Origin of the sequence: Polaribacter sp. NJDZ03, from assembly GCF_019263805.1 — a bacterium.
In the GTDB taxonomy this organism is placed as follows: Bacteria; Bacteroidota; Bacteroidia; order Flavobacteriales; family Flavobacteriaceae; genus Polaribacter.
The window spans coordinates 1,980,074-2,002,469 of the sequence record NZ_CP079195.1 but is presented as its reverse complement, the minus strand read 5'-3'; the positions used below and the strand labels follow the sequence as shown (position 1 = coordinate 2,002,469).

Sequence of the window (22,396 nt, the reverse complement as noted above, 5' to 3'; positions counted from 1 at the left end):
AAAATATTGGTAATGTTTGTTCTTAAAATATAATTGAGACGAGTGAATAGTTTTTAATTTGTTTTTACTAAAACTGTTTTTTTTACTTATTCTTTTTTTATCCAAGTAAGTGCGATTACACCTAATCTACCAATAAGAAAAATGATAAAACCAAATATAACTGGTGTAATTTCGCATTTTAAGCCTATTCCTAAGACCTGATGAGATACATCATTCGCTATTGCAATCATAGTAAACATTTGGTACAAACCAATAAAAAGGTTTAAAAAACCAAAAACAAGTGCAAATAAACTGACAGATTTAATGAGTTCCCTATTTTTTTCTGAATTTATTTTAAAACCCTTCATGACTAAGAAAAGTGTTAAAAGTAAAAGAATAATTAAGGGAATCATAAATGTATTGCCTCCATCGATAATATATTTCATAACATAAGTTTTTAAATTCGTTTCAAAAATATTGGTAATGTTTGTTCTTAAAATATATTTGAGATGAATGAATCCTTTTTACTTGGTTTCTACAAAAAATAGGTAGTTTTAGTATAAAAAGTGTCAAATTTGCTTTTTAGAGATTAAAATAAGTAATCCGTCGCTAATTATCCTAAAATTTAAATCTTTATTTTTATTTTGTAACATATGCAAAAAGAACTGATTTTAGTCTTAAAAAAAATACCAATACATTTTTTATGTTGGATGCTTGTTTGGTTTTTCTTCAAAAGTTTTTTTAGTGTAGGTTCATCAAACAAAGCTTTTTTATTTTGGTTTTCTTCTCTTTTAAGTATTGTAACATTAATTACTGCGTATGTTTTTGTATATGATTTAATTCCTAAATATTTATTAAAAAAACAATATAAGAAATTTGTTCTTTATACTATTTATTCAGGTGTTTTTGTTGCTACAACTATTTTAATGATAGAAGTAGTTGGGTTTGTGTTTTATTTTAATTTAGAATTTCAAAAAATGCCAGCATTGACTACAAATCCTGCTGTAATCTTGATTTGTGTTTTTTTTATAGTTGTTTTGGCAGGCGGTTTAAAAATATTAAAACACAGTTATAAATCGTTAGATGAAAAGAAAACTTTAGAAAACAAATTTTTACAAACTAAGTTAGAGTTAAAAGAGCAAGAATTAAAGTTTTTAAAGATGCAAATTCATCCGCATTTTTTGTTTAATTCTTTAAATACAATTTATGGTTTTGCAATCGCTAAAGCGGATGAAGCTCCAGAAATGATTTTAAAATTATCTAATTTACTAGATTATATTTTATATCAAGTAGAAAAGCCAAAAGTATTATTAGTAGAAGAAGTAAATCATTTAGAAGATTATATTGCATTAGAGAAAATGCGTTTTCACGATACTTTAAAAGTGAGTTTTAAAAAGGAAAATATAAATGAAGAAGTACAAATTCCACCGATGTTATTAATTCCGTTTGTAGAAAATAGTTTTAAACATGGTTTTGCTGCTAACGGAATTTTAAAAGTTGATATTCATCTTAAAATAGATGCTAATTATTTGTTTTTTGAAATAGAAAACTCATCCAAAGAAAAAGAAGATATAAGTGCAGGAATTGGTTTAGAGAATATTAAAAAAAGACTAGAAATGTTATATCCGAAGAAACATCAACTAGAAATTATAGCTAAAAAAGATGCATTCAAAGTGTCTTTAAAAATTGAATTTTAATAGAGATTGTCATTTCGACCTTTTGGGAGTAATCACATAAAGTAATTCAACATTGTGTTATTACTGTTATGTGACTTCTCAATGCTTCGAAGTGACAAGTTTTGAAGGTTTTTTCAAACAGTTTGTCATTCCGACAGAAAGAGGAACGAATGACGAGAAACCTTATGCTTTCTAATCTAAAAATAAATAGTTAAAAAATGAATCAAATTAATTGTGTTATTGTTGATGATGAGCCCGTTGCTAGAAAAATTCTAGAAACTTTTGTAGCTAAAATTCCGAATTTAACTTTAGTAAAAAGCTGTAAAAATGCTATGGAAGCTTTTGATGTTTCTAATTCACATAATATAGATTTATTCTTTTTAGACATTAATATGCCAGATGTTTCTGGTTTGTCTTTGGCAAAATCCATCAACAAAAAATCTAAGATCATATTTACAACGGCATATAGAGAATATGCGGTGGACGGTTTCGATTTGCAAGCGGTAGATTATTTATTAAAACCAATTGCATTCGATCGATTTTTACAAGCAGTAAATAAGTTTTTTGAAACTAAAATTACTATAAAACCTTCGGTTGAGGTTACAGAAAGTGTTGTTAAAAATGACTATATTTTCGTAAGATCAGATCGTAAAATGGTGAAGGTTATTTTTGATGAAATTTTATATGTAGAAAGCTTATCGGATTATATTAAGATTTATATAAAAGACAAGGTTTTAGTAACGAGAGAAACCATTTCTAATTTAGAAGTAAAATTACCTTCGCATCAATTTTTTCGAATTCATAGGTCTTATATCATTAATTTAAACAAAACAGACTCGTACACTAATGAGTTGGTTGAAATTGAGAAAAAAGCCATTCCTATTAGTAGAACCTACAAAGAAAATGTACTTAAAAAGTTAACTGAAAATTCTTTGAAATAGTTTTATCTTTGGTGCAAAATCAAGACGTTTGGATACAGCACAATTTATTTCGAAATCAAATAACAATTCAGTAGAAAAAGCAAGTTTTACCTGGCAAACACCAAGTAATATTGCATTGGTAAAATATTGGGGAAAGAGCAATCCGCAAATTCCAAAAAATGCTTCTATTAGTTTTACGTTAAACAATTGTCATACCATTACTACCATTGATTTTGAGAAAAAGCGTAATTCTGATGAGAATCTGAAACAAGTTCAGATTGACAAGAAGGTAGATTTCGATTTATTTTTTGAAGGAAAACAAAAAGATGCATTCAAACCAAAAATTGCAGAATTCTTTACAAGAATACAAGAATATTGTCCGTATATTTTTGATTATAAAATGACGATTAATTCAGAGAATTCTTTTCCGCATTCTAGCGGAATCGCATCTTCTGCAAGCGGATTAAGTGCCATTGCAATGTGCTTAATGAGTTTAGAGTCTGAGTTAAATCCTGATTTATCAGCAGAAGAAATTAATAAAAAAGCTTCTTTTTTAGCACGTTTAGGATCTGGAAGTGCCAGTAGAAGTATAGAAGGCCCAATGGTTGTTTGGGGAAATCACCCAGAAATAGCAGGTAGTTCAGATTTATATGGTGTGCAATTTCCTTATAAATTACATTCAGTTTTCGAGAATTATCAAGACGCAATTTTATTAGTGGATAAAGGAGAAAAACAAGTTTCTAGTACCGTTGGTCATAATTTAATGCATGAGCATCCGTATGCAGAAAGTCGTTTTACACAAGCCAATGATAATTTAGGTAAAATGTCAGAAATTCTTCAAAACGGAGATATCAAAGCATTTGTTAATTTAGTAGAAAGTGAAGCGTTAACATTGCACGCAATGATGATGACTAGCAATCCATATTTTATTTTGATGAAACCAAATACCTTAGAGATTATCAATAAAATTTGGGAGTACAGAAACGAAAATGATAGTAATATCTGTTTCACATTAGATGCAGGTGCAAATGTGCACGTTTTGTATCCGGAGAATGAAAAAGAAAAAGTAAATCATTTTATAGAAAATGTACTTTCTATATACTGTCAGAAAAATCACTATATTTATGATTCTGTTGGACTTGGCGCTAATAAAATGTAATTTATCAGAATTAAAACTATTTAAATGAATGCTTTTATAAAGTTAGTATCCATAATAATTTTTCTTTTTACAGTATCTATTTCCGCACAAAAAACCACTTGGTTAAATGGTCAGTTAAAAGAAACAAACCAAGCGAAATCTGTTTATTATACAGTAAATTCTAGTAATGCTAAAGAAGTAATTTATTTTTATAAAAGTGGTAAGGTTTTTAGAAAAATAGGATATTCTAAAGGGAAGTATGATGGAGCTTTTTCTGAGTTTTATGAATCTGGAGAATTAAGAACATCCGGAATCTATGTAGAAGGTTTAGAGGAAGGTGTCTGGAAAACGTATTATAAAAACGGTAAGAATCAAGAAAAAGGAAAATATACTAAAGGGGAAAAAGTTGGTGTCTGGAAAACTTTTTACAAGAATTTTTAATAAGGTTTTGTTAATTTATTAATTCGTATTTTTGCAACACTATAAAAAAGAAAAATGAAAGGACCATTATTTTATGCTAAAATCTTACTCTTCGGAGAATATGGAATCATTAAAGATTCTAAAGGTTTAGCAATTCCGTTTAATGCCTATAGAGGAGCGTTAAAAACGTCATCAAATTTATCTGGAAATCGTAAGGTCTCAAATGAAAATTTAGAACGTCTTTGCAATCATTTATCTGCTTTAAAAACAGATTTAGTTTCTTTTAATTTAAAAGATTTAAAAGCTGATATAGCTAACGGAATGTACTTTGATTCTTCTATACCACAGGGTTATGGAGTTGGTAGTTCTGGTGCTTTAGTAGCTTCTATTTATGATAAATATGCAGAAGATAAAATAACGGTTTTAGAAAACTTAACAAGAGAAAAGTTGTTAAAGTTAAAACAGATCTTTTCTTTAATGGAATCTTTTTTTCATGGTAAAAGTTCTGGTTTAGATCCTTTAAATAGTTACCTAAGCTTGCCTATTTTAATCAACTCTAAAGATAATATAGAGCCAGCAGGTATTCCTTCTCAAAAACAAGGAAAAGGAGCTGTTTTCTTATTAGATTCTGAGCAAATAGGAGAAACAGAGCCTATGGTGAACATCTTTATGAATAAGATGAAAAACGAAGGTTTTAGAAAAATGATAAGTGAAGAATTTGCAACAACAACAGATGCGTGTATTGAAGATTTTTTAGGAGGAAACGTAAAATCATTGTTTGGGAATGTAAAATCTTTATCTAAAATTGTTTTAAAGAATTTTAAACCGATGATTCCGGATGCTTTTCATAAAGTTTGGGAAAACGGAATTAAAACGAATGATTATTACCTGAAACTTTGTGGTTCTGGTGGTGGTGGTTACATTTTAGGTTTTACGGAAGATTATGAAAAAGCTCAAAATAGCCTTAAAGATTATAAGTTAGAACTGGTTTATAGATTCTAAATGTATGCTTAGTTTTAAAGTCAAAAAATCTATTTTTAAACTTTTAAGCTTGGTTTCTGTTATCAGGGGTTATAATATTCTTGTTTTAGTTTTAGCACAATACTTAGCAGCTATTTTTGTTTTTTCGCCTAAAAAATCCCTTAGAAATATTATTTTTGATGTTGACTTGTTATACATTGTACTCGCAAGTGTATGTGTTGTGGCGTCTGGTTATATTATTAATAATTTTTATGATGCAAAGGTAGACCGCATTAACCGTCCTTTAAAAGCGGGTTTAGATAATTATGTAAAGCAGTCTACTAAATTAAAGCTTTATTTTACTTTAAATTTTTTAGGTTTTATTTTTGGTTGCCTAATATCTGTTAAAGCAGCGTTGTTTTTTGCTATTTATATTTTTGCTATTTGGTTTTATTCTCACAAGCTAAAAAAGTATCCTTTTACAGGTTTAGTTTCTGCCACTGTGCTTACCATACTTCCCTTCTTTGCCGTGTTTGTGTATTTTCAGAACTTTTCTAAAATCATTTTTGTACATGCAATTTTCTTGTTTTTAGTACTTATGGTAAGGGAATTGCTAAAGGATTTACAAAGTATGAAAGGGGCAATAGTAAATAATTATGAGACATTTCCTGTATTTTATGGAGAAGTAAGAACAAAACAATTATCAATATTCTTATTAATTTTAACACTATTTCCTATTGTAGCTTTGTTTAGTTATCCTGCTTTAAGCTACATGAGATATTATTTTTACTTTGCTTTATTTGTTCTTGTTTTTCTAGGCTTTTATTTATGGAATTCTTCCGAAACGAAACATTATATATTAATGCATAATGTTTTGAAAATCTTACTTTTAATAGGAGTTTTCTCTTTAATGTTTATAAAGCCTGAACTAATTGTAGAAAAAGTAATAGACCGATTGAATTAAGGTTTTTTTGTGTATTTTTGCAAAAATTTTTAAGTAATGAATTCAAATAAAAACTCGTCGAGAGGACGACAAGAAGGTAAAAAAAGTACTCCTTTAAGTAGAAAGAGCAAACCTGTAGCAAGAAAGGCTCCGAAGAAAACTTTTACCAAAATTAAAGAAGCTCCAAAGGCTAATAATGATGCCTCAGGAATCCGTTTAAACAAATACATAGCAAATTCTGGTGTATGTTCTCGTAGAGAGGCAGATACTTATATAGAGCATGGTAGTGTAGAAGTAAATGGAAAGCTGGTAACAGAAATGGGGTATAAAGTTCAGCCAGACGATATTGTTCGTTTTGATGGAACTTCTATTACACCAGAACAAAAAAAATATATTTTACTGAATAAACCTAAAAACTACATTACCACAATGGATGATGATAGAGGTAGGAAAACAGTAATGGAATTGATAGCAAATGCATCAAAAGAGAGAATTTACCCTGTTGGTAGATTAGATAGAAACACAACTGGTTTGTTGTTGTTTACAAATGATGGTGATTTAGCTAAGAAATTAACGCATCCAAAACACAATGTTCGTAAACTATATCACGCTTCTCTAGATAGAAAATTAGAGTTAAAAGATTTAGAGAAACTACGAGGAGAAGTTATTATTGAAGGTAGAAAAGTATTTATTGATGCTGTTTCTTATGTAGATGGGCAACCAAAATCGGAAATTGGTATTGAAATACATTCTGGTAGAAATAGAATTGTCCGTAAGATCTTTGAACACGTAGGTTATAAGGTAAGTAAACTAGATAGAGTTGTTTTTGCTGAATTAACAAAACGAAACTTACCGAGAGGTAGATGGAGAGAGTTAACTAATTTAGAGGTTACCAATCTTCAAATAATGAAATAGAATAATTAAAAATCCAGCTTTTAGCTGGATTTTTTTTTACCATATAATCATGTTGTATTATGTTTATAGATAGTTAATCTGTGTCCTTTAATTAGGTTTAGGTTGTTAAGGTGTCTGTTTACACTATAAACTTTTACGAAACAATATTCAGGTATAATAATCAAAGGGTGAAGGGAGCTGGGGCGGAAAGTTTGTAAAAGCAAAAAACCGTTGAAAATCATAAGATTAACAACGGTTATTGTACTGAAGGCGGGACTTGAACCCGCACGGCCATTACTGACCACTGGATTTTAAGTCCAGCGTGTCTACCAATTCCACCACTTCAGCATGGTATTTTATCTAAAGTAAATGATTAAATTGAATCAAAATTTACTTTTTTTATTTTAAAAGAACTTTTTATAGTTGTCCTTATTTCTAAGGAGTGCAAATATAGTATCTTTATTAGTAGTACGCAATATTTAAATGGAAAAATAATTAATTATTTTTATTATTTTCTGTAAAGTATTAAAGATCTATTGTTTAAATATTTTTTTTCTTAAATATAGCGCTATTGTTATTTAAAGTTAAATAATAAATAAAGGTTATAATTAAAGAAGGTGGGCGAGCGCCTAAGTTTGTAAAAGCAAAAAACCGTTGAAAATCATAAGATTAACAACGGTTATTGTACTGAAGGCGGGACTTGAACCCGCACGGCCATTACTGACCACTGGATTTTAAGTCCAGCGTGTCTACCAATTCCACCACTTCAGCATGGTAATTGAATAGAGCGAAAGACGGGATTTGAACCCGCGACCCCCACCTTGGCAAGGTGATGCTCTACCCCTGAGCTACTTTCGCAGTCAAAATTTCAAAAGAACTTTCTTTTTAATTACCCTTATTCCTAAGAGCGGTGCAAATATAATATCTTTTATTATTCTGACAAGTTTTTATTTGGTTTTTTTTACTTTTTTTAACCTTGGTTATTTTGTTATTAAAACGAGTAACTTTTTTTTGACTATAGAGACTGGTAGAGCTAACAAATTCTAGTTTTTAACTTAGAATAATATAGAGCTTAAATAGTTAAGGTAAGTTGTATTGTAATTTTATGGATAGAGGCTTCTAGTGGAGCTAATATATAGTAGGGTTGTAATCAGTTTTTTTTAAGAAATGGAATGGTTAAAGGTGTTTTTACTAGTTGTAATCTAAAGTTAGAGTTCAATACAAGTAAGAGCTATTTTTAAGAAAATGTGAATAATAAGTAACTTTAGAAAGAAAACAGGCTTTTTGTAAATGAAAAAAGCATCCTAAATTTAGGATGCTTTTTATTATAATAAAAGTAAACCTACTTAAAATTTAAGTAAGATACTTAAAGCAACTTCGTTGCTTACTTTGCTGTTGCGTAACGTTTTTCAACTTCATTCCAGTTAATTACATCAAAAAATGCATTGATATAATCTGGTCTTCTGTTTTGGTAGTTTAAGTAGTAAGCATGTTCCCAAACATCTAATCCTAAGATTGGAGTTCCTCCACAAGTTACACCTGGCATTAATGGATTATCTTGGTTTGGCGTAGAACAAATTTCTACTTTACCTCCTGGTAAAACACATAACCAAGCCCAACCAGAACCAAATTGAGTAGCTGCTGCTTTAGAAAAAGCTGCAATAAAATCATCTTTAGTACCAAAAGCTGCTTCAATAGCATCTTTTAATTCACCAGATAAATATCCTCTATCATTTGGGTTTAAAACTGTCCAGAATAAAGAATGATTGTAAAAACCACCACCATTATTTCTAACAGCTCCATTGCTCATATCTAAATTAGTAAGAATATCTTCAATAGATTTTCCTTCTAAGTCAGTACCTGCAATTGCATTGTTTAAATTGTTTGTATATCCTTGATGATGTTTACTATGGTGAATTTCCATAGTTTTTGCATCAATATTTGGTTCTAACGCATCGTAAGCGTATCCTAATTCCGGTAATTGAAAAGCCATTTTTTTATATTTTAAAAAAGTTAGTATATTATTTACGATTGTAAAATTAACAATAAATGGATGGTTTTACAAGTAATTTATGGTCTGATAATTTATTAAGGTATAAATAAGATTTATTCTCCGTGTATTTGCATAAATTCTTCCAGCTGATTTACCATATTTTTGCTTCCACAAATAAAAGGAACTCTTTGATGTAGCTCAGTAGGCTCCACATCCATAGTTCTTGTATATCCATCAGAAGATTTTCCGTTAGCTTGTTCTGCTATAAAAGCCATTGGATTGCATTCATAAAGTAAACGTAATTTTCCGTTCGGGTTTCTAGAACCTTTTGGATACATATAAATACCACCTTTTATCATGTTTCTATGAAAATCAGAAACCAAAGAACCAATATATCTGCTGGTATAAGGTCTGTTTCCTTCTTCCTCTTGGCAATATTTAATATATTTTTTTACACCTAAAGGAAAGTCTAAGTAATTTCCTTCGTTTACAGAGTACATCGTTCCGTCTTCTGGGAATTTCATGTTTGGGTGAGACAAGTAAAAAGTACCAATTGCAGGGTTTAAAGTAAATCCATTAACACCATCTCCGGTTGTATAAACAATCATCGTAGAGGTTCCGTAAACTACATAACCCGCAGCAACTTGTGCGCTTCCTTTCTGTAAAAAATCTTTTAATTCTACAGGAGTACCTGTTGGTGTAATACGTCTATAAATAGAAAAAATAGTTCCTACAGATACATTTACATCAATATTAGAAGAACCATCTAAAGGATCAATTAAAACAACATATTTATTCTGATGATTTTCATCATTACTATTAATGGAAATAAAACTATCTTCTTCTTCACTAGCAATACCACAAACAATATTTCTTCTTGTTAAAGTCTGTATAAACTTATCGTTAGCATATACATCTAATTTTTGTTGATCTTCTCCTTGAATATTCGTGTCTCCAGCGGCACCAATAATGTCTACTAAACCAGCTTTATTAACTTCGTGATTTACCACTTTTGCAGCTAATCTTATAGAGTTTAGAAGGCTAGAAAGCTCTCCAGAACTATATTTAAAAGCATGTTGATGTTCTATAATAAATTCACCTAAAGTTTGTTTTTTTCCTGTCATTTTTAGAGTTGTGTAATTATTTCAACAAATATCTATTTTTTTTAAAGTTACTACAACGTTTTCGTTGTTTAATTTGCTTTAGAAATTTAAACAATTCAAAAATAATTGTCTAAAATCTTCAAATATTTTTGGTAGATATGTAAATAACTATCTTTGACTAAAATTTATAAAAAGATGGATTTTATTGTAAGATTAGGAGAGGAAAAAGACATGCAATCTGTATTAGATTTAATTACAGAATTAGCAGTTTTTGAGAAAGAACCAGATGCTGTAGAAATTACAGTAGAAGATTTAATAAAAGATGGTTTTTCTAAGAATCCTAAGTTTAAGGTTTTTGTTGCAGAGCAAGAAAATAAAATTATTGGTATTGCTTTGTTTTACGAGCGTTTTTCTACCTGGAAAGGAAGAACAATTCATTTAGAAGATTTAATAGTTACTAAAAGTAAACAGAAAATAGGAGCAGGAAAAGCTTTGTATACTGCTGTTTTAAAATATGCTCATGATCATAACTTTAAAAGAGTTGCGTGGGAAGTAATTGATTGGAATACCAATGCAGTAGAATTTTATAAAAGTACAGGAGCAACGTATTTAAACGATTGGTCGGTAGTACAAATGGACAAAGAAAACTTATTAAAATTTATTCAAAATAATTAAAATGAAGATTTTTAAATTTGGAGGAGCGTCTGTAAAAGATGCAGCAAGTGTAAAAAATGTAACACAAATTTTACAAAGCGAAGGAACAGAAAGTACTGTAGTTGTAATTTCTGCCATGGGTAAAATAACAAATGCTTTTGAAGAGGTTATAGATGCTTATTATAATAAGACAGATAAGTTGTCTGAAAGCTTAGGTGTTATAGAAGACTTCCACAAAAATTTAATGAATGATTTGTTTGATAAGGACGATGAAATTTATAAAGAAATAGATATTCTTTTAGGAGAATTAAGTTGGTTTTTAGCAAGAAATACTTCACAGAGATATAATTATGTATATGATCAAATTATCTGTTTTGGAGAGCTTTTATCAACCAAAATAGTAAGTGCGTATTTAACCAAAATTGGTGTAGAAAATAACTGGTTCGATGTTAGAAACTACATAAAAACAGATAGTAACTATAGAGATGCAAAAGTAGATTGGAATTTAACGCAAGAACTAATCAGTAAAAAATTAGATGCATCTAAATTAAATATTACCCAAGGTTTTATTGCAGCAAATGATACAGAAAATACCACTACTTTAGGTAGAGAAGGGTCAGATTATACGGCAGGTATTTTTGCATATTGTTTAGATGCAGAAAATGTGACTATATGGAAAGACGTTCCTGGGGTTTTAAATGCAGATCCAAGAGTATTTACAGACACTACTTTATTAGAGCAAATTTCTTATGAAGAAGCAATAGAAATGGCTTTTTACGGAGCTTCTGTTATTCACCCAAAAACATTGCAACCTTTAGAAAGAAAAGACATTCCGTTATTGGTGCGTTCTTTTATCAACCCTAAAGAAACAGGTACTAGAGTTTCTTTAGGAAAAATGTTAGAACCTTTTATACCTTGTTTTATAGTTAAAAAAGATCAGATTTTGGTATCTATTTCTGCGTTAGATTTTTCTTTTATGGTAGAAAATAATATCAGTTATATCTTTCAAAAATTACATGATTATCAATTAAAAGTAAATTTAATTCAAAACTCAGCCATTAGTTTTTCTGTTTGTATCGATAATAAATTTAATAAGTTTGATGAATTTTACAATGAGTTAAAAACGCAGTTTAAAATTGATGTTCAGAAGGGTGTAGACCTGTTTACTGTGCGTCATTTTGATGATAAAGCTGTGGCAAGTATTGAAGCTAAAGGAACTCCTTTACTAACACAAGTAAATAAAGAAACTATACAAATTGTTTTAGTAACAAAGTAACTTCAGAATATAAAAAGGACACTAATTTTATCCGTTTTCAACAATAAAGAATCTTAAGTTTTTAATAGCTAAAGAGTCTTTGATATATGTAAAATTGGTGTCTTTAATCTGTTTTAGTAACTAAATAGTAATTCAATATTTTTTTTTAGTAAGTTTGCAGTTCGTCTAATTATAATATATGGCATTAGTAACAGCTAAAGAAATTGCACAAGTAATTGGTTTACAGAAGTTTGGTTTTTTTGGAACTTTTATTGGGTGGATTCTATTAAGGATACTTCGTATATCTGCAATCAATAGAATCTACGAGAAAAATAAAAATAAAAAAGATTTAAATTTTTTAAATAGTATTTTAGATGATTGCAATATCAAATTTGAAATTCCGGAAGAAGATTTAAAAAGAATTCCAAAAGAGGGGCCTTTTATTACGGTATCTAACCATCCTTTAGGCGGTATAGATGGTGTTTTATTACTAAAACTACTCATAGAAAAAAGAGCAGATTACAAAATTATAGCCAATTTTTTACTACACAGAGTTGAGCCCTTAAAGCCTTATGTAATGCCTGTAAATCCTTTTGAATCAAGAAAGGATGCTAAATCTAGTGTAGCTGGTATTAAAAATGCATTATTACATTTAAGAGAAGGAAAACCTTTGGGTATTTTTCCTGCAGGAGAAGTATCTACTTATAAAGATGGAAAGTTAAATGTAGATAAACCTTGGGAAGAAGGTGCGGTAAGGTTTATTAAAAAGGCAAATGTACCTGTTATTCCTATTTATTTTCATGCAAAAAACAGTCGTTTATTCTATTTTCTATCAAAAATATCAGATACTTTAAGAACTGCAAAATTACCTTCAGAAGTAATATCTAGAGGAGGTAGAGTAGTCAAAGTAAGAATAGGGAAACCAATTTCGGTTAATGACCAAGATGAATATAAGGAGCTTTCTGCGTTTTCAGAATTTATTAGAAAGAAAACATATATGTTGGCAAATCCGTTTGAGAAAGCCCATAAGTTACTTTCTACTCAGAATATAAAAATTAAAAAAGCAGCAAAAAAAATAACGTCTCAAAGAAATACAGATTTATTTATTAAAGAAGTAGATGCTTTAAGAGAAGGAGATGGTAGGCTGTTAGAAAGTAAGAATTACGAAGTGTTTTTTGCTAGTGCAAAAGAGATTCCTAATTTATTACATGAAATTGGTAGGTTACGAGAAATCACTTTTAGAGCTGTTGGTGAAGGAACCAATAAAGAAATTGATGTAGATAAATTCGACAAATATTACCACCATTTATTGCTCTGGGACAATGATGCAAACTGTTTGGCAGGCGCTTATAGAATGGGTCTTGGAAAAGAGATTTACAAAAAATATGGTATTAATGGCTTCTATATTCAAACCTTGTTTAGAATAGAACCAGAATTATTTCAAATGATGGAAAATACCATAGAAATGGGTAGGGCTTTCATTATTGGCGAATACCAACAAAAGCCAATGCCGTTATTTCTATTGTGGAAAGGGATTGTACATGTTACGCTGCGTTACCCAGAATATAAATATTTAATGGGCGGTGTTTCTATAAGCAATCAGTTTTCAGATTTCTCAAAATCGTTAATGATAGAGTTTATGAAATCTCACTATTACGATCCGTATATAGCGCAATACATTCATCCGAAGAAAGAATACAAAGTAAAATTAAAAGACGCCGATAAAGATTTTGTATTTGATGCCACACAATCAGACATGCAAAAGTTCGATAAAATTATCGACGAAATAGAACCTGGAGCTTTAAGAATTCCGGTTTTAATTAAAAAATACGTAAAACAAAATGCACGCTTAGTGGCGTTTAATGTAGATCCTAAATTTAATAATGCTGTAGATGGTTTAATGTATATTAAAGTTTCAGACATTCCAGATAGTACTGTAAAACCAGTTATGGAAGAGTTTCAGGCAGAATTAGAGCGTAAAGCTACAGAGTTGCAGAATAAATAAAATACCAGATATTTTTATTAGTGCGTTACCCAAAAGGGTCGGGCTTTCCGTTACAAGTCCTCGGTCGTTCCTCCCTGTGGGCTTTTCACTACAATCCCTAACGCGGGCTTGTTTATACATAAGTGATGTTTGTATTTTTATAGACCAAGTTTCCTTTAAAAGGTAGAAGTAACTAAACATAATATTTGGTGCTTTTCTCATCTAGTTTTGTCGTTTCAACGACAGGATGAATGGCATTACGGTGGTTAGTTTGTGTTTTGTTATCTTTATCAGACTTCCTTAAAAGGGATAAACAAACGTATTGGGTTTTTTCGCTAACGTGAATTGAGTATTATCAAGTTTAAACTCGGTACCCAAACGTTAGCGAACGTTCATTAAATAAATTTACACACGCACATTACCATCTCCAATAATATAGTACTTATTGGTTACTAATTTCTTTAATCCTAACGGACCTCTGTGGTGTAATTTGTCTGTGCTAATTGCTAATTCTGCACCAACACCTAATTGTCCACCATCTGTAAATCTTGTAGATGAATTTTTATAAACAGCAGCACAATCTACTTGTTGCATAAAATCATCTGCATTTTCATCATTGGTTGTCATTATAGCTGCAGAATGTCCGCCAGAACAGGTGTTAATCATTTTGGTAGCTTCGTCTAGATTTTCTACGGCACCAATACAACATTTTAAAGCTAAAAACTCTTCTTTCCAAACGTTAGCATCCGGAATTAAAGTCTCATCTGTTAATACTTTTTTAATGCTTTCATCAACTAAAATAGTTACATTTCTTTCTTTTAAAACAGCTTGTAAGTCTTTTAATTTTGCCTCGTAACCTTCTATATTTTTATTGATAAGAATTTTATCTAACGCATTACAAGCAGATATTTTAGCTGTTTTTGCATTGATAATTACCGCTAAGGTTTTATTCCAGTCGGCGCTTTCATCAATATAGATAAAGTTATTTCCTCTTCCGCTAATTAAAACGGCACACGTTGCATGCTCTTTTACAAAGTTAATTAAGCGTTCTCCACCTCTTGGTACAATTAAATCTAATTGTTCTGTTGGGTTTTTTAAAAATGCTTGTGTTTCTGTTCTGTCCATTTGCAAGAACTTAATATAATCTTCACTTAGATTATTTTCTGTTAATGCTTGGTGCCAAAAATCGACTAATATTTTATTACTATATAAGGCTTCTTTCCCTCCTTTTAATAAAATTCTATTGTTAGATTTAAAGGCTAAAACAGCAGCTTCTACGGTAACATCTGGTCTCGATTCGTAGATAATCATAATGGTACCAAATGGCGCCGTTTTATTAGTTACTTTTAATCCGTTTTCTAAAGTAATATCACTAATAATTTGATTTACTGGGTCTTCTTGCGCTTTAACGTCATTGATGGCTTTTATCATTCCATCAATTTTTTGATCGTTTAAAATCAAGCGGTCAAACATTGCCTGATCTTCTTTATTAAAAGCATCTAAATCTCTTTTATTTGCTTTTAATAATGCTTCTCGATTTTCATCAAGAATTTTGGTCATGCTTGTTAATACGTTATTTTTAATGGTTGTTTCTAGTAATTTCATTTGGTAGATTTTAAAGTGCCACTTTTGTACCAACAGATTTTCCGTCAATAATATCAATAATGGTGTTATCTCTTTTTCCGTTTGCTATATAGGTAGGTATGTTGTTTGATGCCGCTTCTTGTGCATAATCTAATTTAGAACCCATTCCGCCTCTACCTTCACCAGGTTTCTTGTTGCTGTCTTTTATGTATTTGTCTAAATCTTCAGTAGGGTTTACATTGGTAATTAAATTACTACTTTCAGCCTCTGGGTGTCCTGTGTACAATCCGTCTATATCTGTTAGAATAATTAATTTATCCGCATTTATTAACTGTGCAATTAAACTAGCTAGCTCATCATTGTCAGAAAACATAGACATGGTAACAGAAACAGCATCGTCTTCATTAGCAATAGGAATTACACCTTCAGATAATAAACCTTCGCAACAATTTATCATATTCTGTCTGTGAACACCAGGAGTAAAATCTCTCTTTGTTGGTAAAACCTGAGCACATTTCATTCCGTAATCATTAAAAATATTGTAATAATGGCGCATCATTCTTGGTTGTCCAATAGCAGAATAGACTTGTCTTCTTTGAGTTTCATTTTCAATACTAGATTCTCCTAGAATTTCTTTACCTGCAATTACAGATCCAGAAGAAACTAAAATACAAATAATACCACGTTCGTATAATTCTGCAACTTGTTTTACCAAACGTCTTAAAACAGGTCTAACAATTCTGTTATCTCTGTTTGTCATTACGTTGGTACCTACTTTAATTACTATTCTTTCTTTGTACATTTTAATTTTCTTTACCCATTTCTACAGCTCTGTTAAAAGCAGCAAAAGCGGCGTCTTTAATTAATTCATTTACATTATTATCTTCCATAGAATCTAACGCAGCACGTGTAGTACCACCTTTAGAAGCTACTTTTTCCATCCAAGAATTTGGCGATAAGTTAGATTGATTAAACAACTCGATAGCACCAGTAAAAGTCTGACTAACCAAAACAGAAGAATCATTTTTAGAAAAGCCCATTTTTAAGGCAGCCTCCATCATACTTTGCATAAAGTAAAATACATACGCAGGTCCACTACCAGAAATTCCTGTAGAAGCATCAATCAATTTTTCGCTGGTAACTTCCATAGATTTACCAGTGGTGTCTAATAAACTTTCTACGGTTAATTTTTCTAACCTAGATACTTCTTCAGATGTTACGTAAGACGTTAAACCTTTACCAATTTGCGCGGGTAGGTTTGGCATTGCTCTTACTATTTTGTTTAATCCAGAATATTTTTTAATGTTTTCTATATTAACACCGGCCATAATAGATACAATAACCTGACCTGGTTTTGTAAATGGTTTTAACGCTTTGAATAAGTTTTCTGCGTGGTATGGTTTTACGGCAATAAAGATAATGTCTGCTTTTGGCACACAGTCTCCTAGTTCTTCAAATGCATCGAAGTGAGATATTCCGTTTAGCTCTTCTAGCTTTTCTGCAGATTTATCTAAAACCATGATGTTTTTTTTCTTTAACAATCTAGATTTAGACATTCCTTGAGCATACGTTAGCCCCATGTTTCCTGCTCCAATTACTAATATTTTCATTTTTTTGTGTTAAGTGTTACTATTATTTTTGATTTTTATTTTGTGTATTATTTGTACAATGTCATTTGAATTTTCTCTGATTCAAATCCGTTTTTCTTAAATAATTCAATGGCATTATTATTTCTATTGATGTTTAAAGAAAGATTTCCGTTACAGTAGTTGGTAGCCTCTTTTATTAGTTTTGTAGCAATTTTTTGTTCTCTATATTCTTTATGAACTGCCAAGTAGGTAATAAGGTTTTCAGATTGATATTCACTCATGCCTGTTTTATTAACTACAATTGCGCCAATTATTTTGTCTTTTTCTTCTATAACAAATGCATAGCCACCTAAGTTAGATGTTTCTTTGGCGGCATATAAAAGTGATTTACGAATGGCACTTTTGTCCTCTTTACAGTCGTCTTCTAAGTGCTTGTGTAAAAATTTTGAAATTTTATTAATATTAATGTAGGACATCCTTGTAAAGGCGTCAAAAGTTTTAATCATCATCATTATTTCTATTGATTTGATTTATCTAAAACGATAAAAAATGAAAAGCTAAAAAAGAAGTGAAACGCTAGGAGCGTTTATTTAAAAAAAAGAGTGAGGAGGTATGAATTTTTTAGGTTGGTTTTTAAACACTAAAAAATTAAAGTTGAATATTCTAAAGTTACGCTGTTTGTGTATCCTTATTTTCATAATGCAAAGGTACAAAAAGCAAATGCCACTATCAAATTATATAGATTTAATAAGGGAATATCTTGTTTTAGTATTTTTATAGGTATTAAAAATGTTCACAAAAGAGTTGTAGAAACCTTAATGGTAGAGGCTCTATTGTAGGTCGTATATATACTGTTTTTATGCAATGCATTCATCCGAAGAAAGAGTAGAGCAACATATTACTGATACAGACAAATACTTGTGATTCTTTTAGTTTTTCTAGTTTTTATGTATTAATAGATATAGTGATAGACTTGTATCTTGTTTTAACGTACTTATTTTGCAAAAGTTATTCGTATTTAAGATTCAAAACAAACGAACTCAAAACCAAAACATGACAAAAATGCAGACTTTTTCATTTGGTACAGTTTTAGCAATTATCTTTAAAAATATACAGTATGAAAACCTTTTTAAAAATTTTATTAACGGCTTTAGCAGTAATTGTTTTAGCTAATATTTTACCAGGTATTTCGGTAGCAGGGTATGTTGCGGCTATTATTGTTGCAGTGGTTATATCGTTACTAAACATGTTTGTAAGACCACTTTTAATCTTCTTTACATTGCCAGCAACTATTGTCACTTTTGGCTTATTTATTTTTGTAATTAATGCTTGCATTATATTATTGGCAGATAAGTTAGTAGATGGTTTTGCTGTTTCCGGATTTTTTGCAGCGCTATTATTCAGTGTTTTACTATCTGTTTTTAGATCGGCATTATTTTCATTATTAAAAGAGGATACCAAAACAATTCAAAACTAAATAACATTACTGAATTAGAAGTATTTAACATTTGTGCAATCAATTAAAATTATTAATTTTGCACTCGATTTTTCAAGATAAAAGAACAAGAAATGAATATTACAAAAGAAAACATTGATGCGTTAAACGCAGTTGTAAAAGTAGATATCGTAGCAGAAGATTATCAAGCAAAAGTATCAAATTTATTAGCAGATTACCGTAAAAAGGCAGATGTTCCTGGTTTTAGAAAAGGACATGTACCAATGGGGATGATTAAAAAGCAGTACGGTAAATCTATTATGATGGATGAGGTGAACAAGCTTTTACAAGAGTCTTTAAATAAATTTATAGCAGAAGAGAAATTAGAAATGTTAGGTAATCCTTTACCTAGAATGAAAGAAGATTTTAACTGGGATGCTGAGGTTTTTTCTTTTGAATTTGAACTAGGTTTAGCACCTGTTTTTGAGGTAGATTTAAAAGCTAAAGATAAAGTTACGCAATACAATATTGTTGCAACAGAAGAATTACTTGACGAAGAAGTTAAGAACATACAAACTCGTTACGGAAACGTAAGTGCAATAGATGAAGCTACTGAAGAATCTAATATTACAGGTACTTTTGTAAATGAAGAAAAAGAAATAAACAAAAAATCTACTTTCATTGTAAAAGATGTAAATGGAGAAGCAAATATTGCTAAATTAGTGGGAGCTAAAGTTGGTGATGTAATAGAATTAGCAACTAAAGACTTGTTTGAAGACGCTCATAGATTACAACACCTTTTAGATGTTGAGCATGATGTAATTCACGATTTAGATATAACAGTTACCTTTACTGTAGAGGAAATTACAAAAACAACCCCAGCAGATTTAGACAAAGAATTGTTTGAGAAATTATTTGCAGATGGAAGTGTAATTACTGTATCTGATTTAAGAGGAAAAATTAAAGAAGACGCAGAAAAGCAATTTCAACAACAAGGAGATCAACAATTATTAAATGCTATTACAGAGTATTTAGTAGAAAGTACAAAGTTTGATTTACCAGCAGAGTTCTTAAAAAAATGGTTAAGAACAGCAGGAGAAAAGCCTTTAACAGATGAAGAAGCTACTGCAGAATTTGAAAAATCAGAAAAAGGTTTACGTTATCAATTAATCGAAGGAAAAGTGATGAAAGATAATGATATTAAAATAGATTATACAGAATTGGTAGACTATGCAAAAGGATTTATCCGTACGCAAATGGCTCAATTTGGTAATACAAATCCAGAAGAAAAAGAATTGGATGATATTGCTGGTAGAATCTTACAAAACCAAGAGGAAGCTCAGAAATTACAATCTCAGTTAATTAGTAACAAGTTATTAACTTTTTACAAAGAGAACATGAGTTTTAAATCTAAAGAGCTTTCTTACGAAGACTTTATTAAAGAAGTATATAAATAACAGCTCATTTGTCATTGCGAGGAACGAAGCAATCTGTTTTTTTTAAAATAGAATATCTTTCCCCTTTAATTGGCAATAAAAAAATAGAAAACCTGAATTGTTATATTCAGGTTTTTTTAGCGGCAAACCGAAGCAAAATAGTAAGAAATAGTTCTTATATTTACAATATTAAACTTAAAAAAGCATCAGAATAATGGATTACGGAAAAGAGTTCGAAAAATACGCAACAAAACATCACGGAATTAACAGCAACTATTATGGTAAAATTACAAGTAGTGTAACGCCATATATTATGGAAGAGCGCCAAATGAATATTACGCAAATGGATGTTTTTTCTCGTTTAATGATGGATAGAATTATCTTTTTAGGAACAGGAATTAATGACCAAGTAGCAAATATTATTCAAGCTCAGTTGTTATTTTTAGAAAGTGTAGATGCTAATAAAGATATTTCAATTTATATCAATTCTCCTGGTGGAGGAGTGTATGCAGGTTTAGGTATTTATGACACTATGCAGTTTATAAAACCAGATGTAGCAACAATTTGTACTGGTATGGCAGCTTCTATGGGTGCCGTTTTAATGTGTGCAGGAGCAGCGGGTAAACGTTCTGCATTACCACACTCTAGAGTAATGATTCACCAACCTTTAGGTGGTGCACAAGGTCAGGCTTCAGATATAGAAATTACTGCAAGAGAAATTATAAAGTTAAAAGGAGAGTTGTATGATATTATTGCAAACCACTCTGGTCAAACAGTAGAAAAAGTACATAATGATTCTGATAGAGATTATTGGATGAAGGCAGATGAAGCAAAAGCGTACGGAATGATTGACGAAGTTTTAGCAAGAAAAAAGTAATTTTTTTAAGCTATTAGCCTTTTGCAATTACCCATTTGCAAAAGATAGATTTTTAAAGCATGCAGCTAAATGCCCAAAGCAAATAGCCAAAAGCGAAAAGCGAAATATAATGTCGAAAGAAGAAAATTTAGAATGTTCGTTTTGCGGACGAAAAAAAGCAGAAACAGACTTGTTAATAGCAGGTATAGATGCTCATATTTGCGATAAATGTATAGAACAAGCGCACGGAATTGTAGAAGAAGAAATTTCTGAAGCAAAATCTGGCGACTTGTCTAAAGATTTAATGCTAAAAAAACCTTTAGAAATTAAAGAATTCTTAGATCAATATATTATTGGTCAATTAGAAACTAAAAGAGCAATGGCGGTGGCTGTATATAATCATTACAAAAGATTATTACAAACCAAAGACGATAAAGACGATGTAGAAATAGAGAAATCTAACATTGTTTTAGTAGGTGAAACAGGTACCGGAAAAACCTTAGTAGCAAAAACAATTGCAAGAATGTTAAACGTACCTTTTGCTATTGTAGATGCCACTGTTTTAACACAAGCTGGGTATGTTGGTGAAGATGTAGAAAGTATTTTAAGTAAATTATTACAAGCTGCAGATTACGACGTAGAAAAAGCGCAAAGAGGTATTATTTTTATAGATGAAATCGATAAAATTGCAAGAAAAGGAGACAATCCTTCTATTACCAGAGATGTTTCTGGAGAAGGAGTACAGCAAGCGCTATTAAAATTATTAGAGGGTACGGTTGTAAATGTTGCGCCAAAAGGAGGAAGAAAACATCCTGAGCAAAAATTTATAGAAGTAGACACTAAAGAAATTTTATTTATTGCAGGTGGTGCTTTTTCAGGAATCGAAAGATATATAAGCAAGCGTTTAAATATGCAAGCTGTAGGTTTTGGAGCTTCTTTAGATGATGACAAAGTAGATGAAGAAAACTTGTTGCAATACATTATTCCTTCAGATTTAAAAGCTTTTGGTTTAATTCCAGAAATTATTGGACGTTTACCTGTTTTAAGCTACATGAATCCTTTAGATGCTAAAACATTAAGGTCTATTTTAACAGAGCCAAAAAATGCTATTATAAAACAGTATACCAAGTTATTTACAATGGATGATGTGGCTTTTTCTATAGACGAAGAAGCATTAAATTACATTGTAGAAAAAGCGGTAGAATATAAATTAGGAGCAAGAGGTTTGCGTTCTTTATGTGAGGCGATTTTTACAGATGCAATGTTCGATTTACCAAGTTCTAATGAAAAAGAACTTAAAGTAACGAAAGCGTATGCAGAAGCAAAATTATCAAATTCAACCTTAAAGAAATTAAAGGCAGCTTCTTAATTTTTTTTGGGCGTTACCACAAGGGTCAGGCTTTTGCACTCGCTTTTTTTGTAGAAAAACAAAAAAGAGCTCAAACAATTGCGCAATCCTTAACGCGTAGCGCAAACTAAAAAAGGAAGTTTGTAAAATATAATTTCAGACCTCACAGGTTTTTAAAACCTGTGAGGTCTTTATATTTATAAAAAAACTTCTTATTATATTTGTATAC

21 protein-coding genes and 3 tRNA genes are annotated in these 22,396 nt (G+C 30.4%); 14 read left to right on the top strand and 10 right to left on the bottom strand.

Annotated features, from left to right (window positions below; translation table 11 throughout):
* Window positions 1–86: 86 nt before the first annotated feature.
* Complete coding sequence (locus KV700_RS08615) at window positions 87–425, bottom strand: hypothetical protein (RefSeq protein ID WP_218599775.1); 339 nt, start codon at window positions 423–425, stop codon at window positions 87–89.
* Between the two features lie 207 nt (window positions 426–632).
* Here KV700_RS08615 and KV700_RS08610 point away from each other — a divergent pair, with 207 nt between their 5' ends.
* From KV700_RS08610 to KV700_RS08580, 7 genes are all read left to right on the top strand, one after another.
* On the top strand, window positions 633–1,676 hold the full coding sequence (locus KV700_RS08610) for a sensor histidine kinase (RefSeq protein ID WP_218599774.1): 1,044 nt from the start codon (window positions 633–635) through the stop codon (window positions 1,674–1,676).
* A gap of 197 nt (window positions 1,677–1,873) precedes the next feature.
* Window positions 1,874–2,596 (top strand): LytTR family DNA-binding domain-containing protein, encoded by a 723-nt coding sequence (locus KV700_RS08605; RefSeq protein ID WP_218599773.1) that lies wholly within the window; start codon window positions 1,874–1,876, stop codon window positions 2,594–2,596.
* Between the two features lie 28 nt (window positions 2,597–2,624).
* Window positions 2,625–3,734, top strand: coding sequence for a diphosphomevalonate/mevalonate 3,5-bisphosphate decarboxylase family protein (locus tag KV700_RS08600; RefSeq protein ID WP_218599772.1), 1,110 nt, complete (start codon window positions 2,625–2,627; stop codon window positions 3,732–3,734).
* A gap of 24 nt (window positions 3,735–3,758) precedes the next feature.
* The gene (locus KV700_RS08595) at window positions 3,759–4,154 is read left to right on the top strand and encodes a toxin-antitoxin system YwqK family antitoxin (protein ID WP_218599771.1); all 396 of its coding nucleotides are present in this window, start codon (window positions 3,759–3,761) and stop codon (window positions 4,152–4,154) included.
* A gap of 54 nt (window positions 4,155–4,208) precedes the next feature.
* Window positions 4,209–5,135 carry a mevalonate kinase gene (locus KV700_RS08590; RefSeq protein ID WP_166384345.1) on the top strand — a complete coding sequence of 309 codons (927 nt, stop codon included), beginning with the start codon at window positions 4,209–4,211 and terminating at the stop codon, window positions 5,133–5,135.
* A 4-nt stretch (window positions 5,136–5,139) separates the two neighbouring features.
* Window positions 5,140–6,057: a geranylgeranylglycerol-phosphate geranylgeranyltransferase gene (locus tag KV700_RS08585; protein ID WP_218599770.1), complete on the top strand. Its 918-nt coding sequence runs from the start codon at window positions 5,140–5,142 to the stop codon at window positions 6,055–6,057.
* A gap of 36 nt (window positions 6,058–6,093) precedes the next feature.
* Window positions 6,094–6,951, top strand: coding sequence for a pseudouridine synthase (locus tag KV700_RS08580; RefSeq protein WP_166384349.1), 858 nt, complete (start codon window positions 6,094–6,096; stop codon window positions 6,949–6,951).
* A gap of 241 nt (window positions 6,952–7,192) precedes the next feature.
* On the opposite strand, the gene KV700_RS08575 is transcribed toward KV700_RS08580, so the two are convergent.
* From KV700_RS08575 to fbp, 5 genes are all read right to left on the bottom strand, one after another.
* Window positions 7,193–7,278 (bottom strand) — tRNA-Leu (locus KV700_RS08575).
* 337 nt (window positions 7,279–7,615) lie between these two features.
* Window positions 7,616–7,701: transfer RNA gene (locus KV700_RS08570), tRNA-Leu, on the bottom strand.
* A 15-nt stretch (window positions 7,702–7,716) separates the two neighbouring features.
* Window positions 7,717–7,788 (bottom strand) — tRNA-Gly (locus tag KV700_RS08565).
* A gap of 526 nt (window positions 7,789–8,314) precedes the next feature.
* On the bottom strand, window positions 8,315–8,923 hold the full coding sequence (locus KV700_RS08560) for a superoxide dismutase (RefSeq protein ID WP_166384351.1): 609 nt from the start codon (window positions 8,921–8,923) through the stop codon (window positions 8,315–8,317).
* A 113-nt stretch (window positions 8,924–9,036) separates the two neighbouring features.
* Window positions 9,037–10,047: a class 1 fructose-bisphosphatase gene (fbp, locus tag KV700_RS08555; protein WP_166384353.1), complete on the bottom strand. Its 1,011-nt coding sequence runs from the start codon at window positions 10,045–10,047 to the stop codon at window positions 9,037–9,039.
* A 174-nt stretch (window positions 10,048–10,221) separates the two neighbouring features.
* On the opposite strand from fbp, the gene KV700_RS08550 reads away from it, so the two are divergent.
* The 3 genes from KV700_RS08550 to KV700_RS08540 all read left to right on the top strand — a co-directional run bounded on the left by KV700_RS08550 (window position 10,222) and on the right by KV700_RS08540 (window position 13,940).
* Window positions 10,222–10,701: a GNAT family N-acetyltransferase gene (locus KV700_RS08550; RefSeq protein WP_218599769.1), complete on the top strand. Its 480-nt coding sequence runs from the start codon at window positions 10,222–10,224 to the stop codon at window positions 10,699–10,701.
* Window position 10,702: 1 nt separating this feature from the next.
* Window positions 10,703–11,956, top strand: a complete 1,254-nt coding sequence (locus KV700_RS08545; protein WP_166384357.1) for an aspartate kinase — start codon at window positions 10,703–10,705, stop codon at window positions 11,954–11,956.
* 178 nt (window positions 11,957–12,134) lie between these two features.
* Window positions 12,135–13,940 (top strand): lysophospholipid acyltransferase family protein, encoded by a 1,806-nt coding sequence (locus KV700_RS08540; RefSeq protein ID WP_166384359.1) that lies wholly within the window; start codon window positions 12,135–12,137, stop codon window positions 13,938–13,940.
* 384 nt (window positions 13,941–14,324) lie between these two features.
* On the opposite strand, the gene KV700_RS08535 is transcribed toward KV700_RS08540, so the two are convergent.
* From KV700_RS08535 to KV700_RS08520, 4 genes are read right to left on the bottom strand one after another with little or no spacing between them, the layout of a single operon-like run.
* Entirely contained in the window at window positions 14,325–15,524 is a 1,200-nt protein-coding gene (locus KV700_RS08535; protein WP_218599768.1) for a glutamate-5-semialdehyde dehydrogenase, read from the bottom strand.
* A 10-nt stretch (window positions 15,525–15,534) separates the two neighbouring features.
* Window positions 15,535–16,305 (bottom strand): glutamate 5-kinase, encoded by a 771-nt coding sequence (gene proB / locus KV700_RS08530; RefSeq protein ID WP_166384363.1) that lies wholly within the window; start codon window positions 16,303–16,305, stop codon window positions 15,535–15,537.
* A gap of 1 nt (window position 16,306) precedes the next feature.
* On the bottom strand, window positions 16,307–17,113 hold the full coding sequence (gene proC, locus KV700_RS08525; protein WP_166384365.1) for a pyrroline-5-carboxylate reductase: 807 nt from the start codon (window positions 17,111–17,113) through the stop codon (window positions 16,307–16,309).
* A gap of 47 nt (window positions 17,114–17,160) precedes the next feature.
* Complete coding sequence (locus KV700_RS08520) at window positions 17,161–17,604, bottom strand: GNAT family N-acetyltransferase (RefSeq protein WP_166384367.1); 444 nt, start codon at window positions 17,602–17,604, stop codon at window positions 17,161–17,163.
* Window positions 17,605–18,209: 605 nt separating this feature from the next.
* Here KV700_RS08520 and KV700_RS08515 point away from each other — a divergent pair.
* The 4 genes from KV700_RS08515 (at window position 18,210) to clpX (ending at window position 22,188) form a co-directional block, all read left to right on the top strand.
* A complete protein-coding gene (locus tag KV700_RS08515; RefSeq protein WP_068449469.1) occupies window positions 18,210–18,569 on the top strand; it encodes a phage holin family protein in 360 nt (119 codons plus the stop codon).
* 92 nt (window positions 18,570–18,661) lie between these two features.
* Window positions 18,662–19,984 carry a trigger factor gene (locus KV700_RS08510; protein WP_218599767.1) on the top strand — a complete coding sequence of 441 codons (1,323 nt, stop codon included), beginning with the start codon at window positions 18,662–18,664 and terminating at the stop codon, window positions 19,982–19,984.
* Window positions 19,985–20,177: 193 nt separating this feature from the next.
* Window positions 20,178–20,840 carry an ATP-dependent Clp endopeptidase proteolytic subunit ClpP gene (clpP, locus tag KV700_RS08505; RefSeq protein WP_165733763.1) on the top strand — a complete coding sequence of 221 codons (663 nt, stop codon included), beginning with the start codon at window positions 20,178–20,180 and terminating at the stop codon, window positions 20,838–20,840.
* Window positions 20,841–20,949: 109 nt separating this feature from the next.
* Window positions 20,950–22,188 (top strand): ATP-dependent Clp protease ATP-binding subunit ClpX, encoded by a 1,239-nt coding sequence (clpX, locus tag KV700_RS08500; protein ID WP_166384371.1) that lies wholly within the window; start codon window positions 20,950–20,952, stop codon window positions 22,186–22,188.
* Window positions 22,189–22,396: the final 208 nt, after the last annotated feature.

What these genes read in the sequence shown, in the direction of transcription:
- KV700_RS08615 (WP_218599775.1), bottom strand. Translation starts at nt 425, where the DNA reads ATGAAATATATTATCGATGGAGGCAATACATTTATGATTCCCTTAATT.
- KV700_RS08610 (WP_218599774.1), top strand. Translation starts at nt 633, where the DNA reads ATGCAAAAAGAACTGATTTTAGTCTTAAAAAAAATACCAATACATTTT.
- KV700_RS08605 (WP_218599773.1), top strand. Translation starts at nt 1,874, where the DNA reads ATGAATCAAATTAATTGTGTTATTGTTGATGATGAGCCCGTTGCTAGA.
- KV700_RS08595 (WP_218599771.1), top strand. Translation starts at nt 3,759, where the DNA reads ATGAATGCTTTTATAAAGTTAGTATCCATAATAATTTTTCTTTTTACA.
- KV700_RS08590 (WP_166384345.1), top strand. Translation starts at nt 4,209, where the DNA reads ATGAAAGGACCATTATTTTATGCTAAAATCTTACTCTTCGGAGAATAT.
- KV700_RS08585 (WP_218599770.1), top strand. Translation starts at nt 5,140, where the DNA reads ATGCTTAGTTTTAAAGTCAAAAAATCTATTTTTAAACTTTTAAGCTTG.
- KV700_RS08580 (WP_166384349.1), top strand. Translation starts at nt 6,094, where the DNA reads ATGAATTCAAATAAAAACTCGTCGAGAGGACGACAAGAAGGTAAAAAA.
- KV700_RS08560 (WP_166384351.1), bottom strand. Translation starts at nt 8,923, where the DNA reads ATGGCTTTTCAATTACCGGAATTAGGATACGCTTACGATGCGTTAGAA.
- fbp (WP_166384353.1), bottom strand. Translation starts at nt 10,047, where the DNA reads ATGACAGGAAAAAAACAAACTTTAGGTGAATTTATTATAGAACATCAA.
- KV700_RS08550 (WP_218599769.1), top strand. Translation starts at nt 10,222, where the DNA reads ATGGATTTTATTGTAAGATTAGGAGAGGAAAAAGACATGCAATCTGTA.
- KV700_RS08545 (WP_166384357.1), top strand. Translation starts at nt 10,703, where the DNA reads ATGAAGATTTTTAAATTTGGAGGAGCGTCTGTAAAAGATGCAGCAAGT.
- KV700_RS08540 (WP_166384359.1), top strand. Translation starts at nt 12,135, where the DNA reads ATGGCATTAGTAACAGCTAAAGAAATTGCACAAGTAATTGGTTTACAG.
- KV700_RS08535 (WP_218599768.1), bottom strand. Translation starts at nt 15,524, where the DNA reads ATGAAATTACTAGAAACAACCATTAAAAATAACGTATTAACAAGCATG.
- proB (WP_166384363.1), bottom strand. Translation starts at nt 16,305, where the DNA reads ATGTACAAAGAAAGAATAGTAATTAAAGTAGGTACCAACGTAATGACA.
- proC (WP_166384365.1), bottom strand. Translation starts at nt 17,113, where the DNA reads ATGAAAATATTAGTAATTGGAGCAGGAAACATGGGGCTAACGTATGCT.
- KV700_RS08520 (WP_166384367.1), bottom strand. Translation starts at nt 17,604, where the DNA reads ATGATGATGATTAAAACTTTTGACGCCTTTACAAGGATGTCCTACATT.
- KV700_RS08515 (WP_068449469.1), top strand. Translation starts at nt 18,210, where the DNA reads ATGAAAACCTTTTTAAAAATTTTATTAACGGCTTTAGCAGTAATTGTT.
- KV700_RS08510 (WP_218599767.1), top strand. Translation starts at nt 18,662, where the DNA reads ATGAATATTACAAAAGAAAACATTGATGCGTTAAACGCAGTTGTAAAA.
- clpP (WP_165733763.1), top strand. Translation starts at nt 20,178, where the DNA reads ATGGATTACGGAAAAGAGTTCGAAAAATACGCAACAAAACATCACGGA.
- clpX (WP_166384371.1), top strand. Translation starts at nt 20,950, where the DNA reads ATGTCGAAAGAAGAAAATTTAGAATGTTCGTTTTGCGGACGAAAAAAA.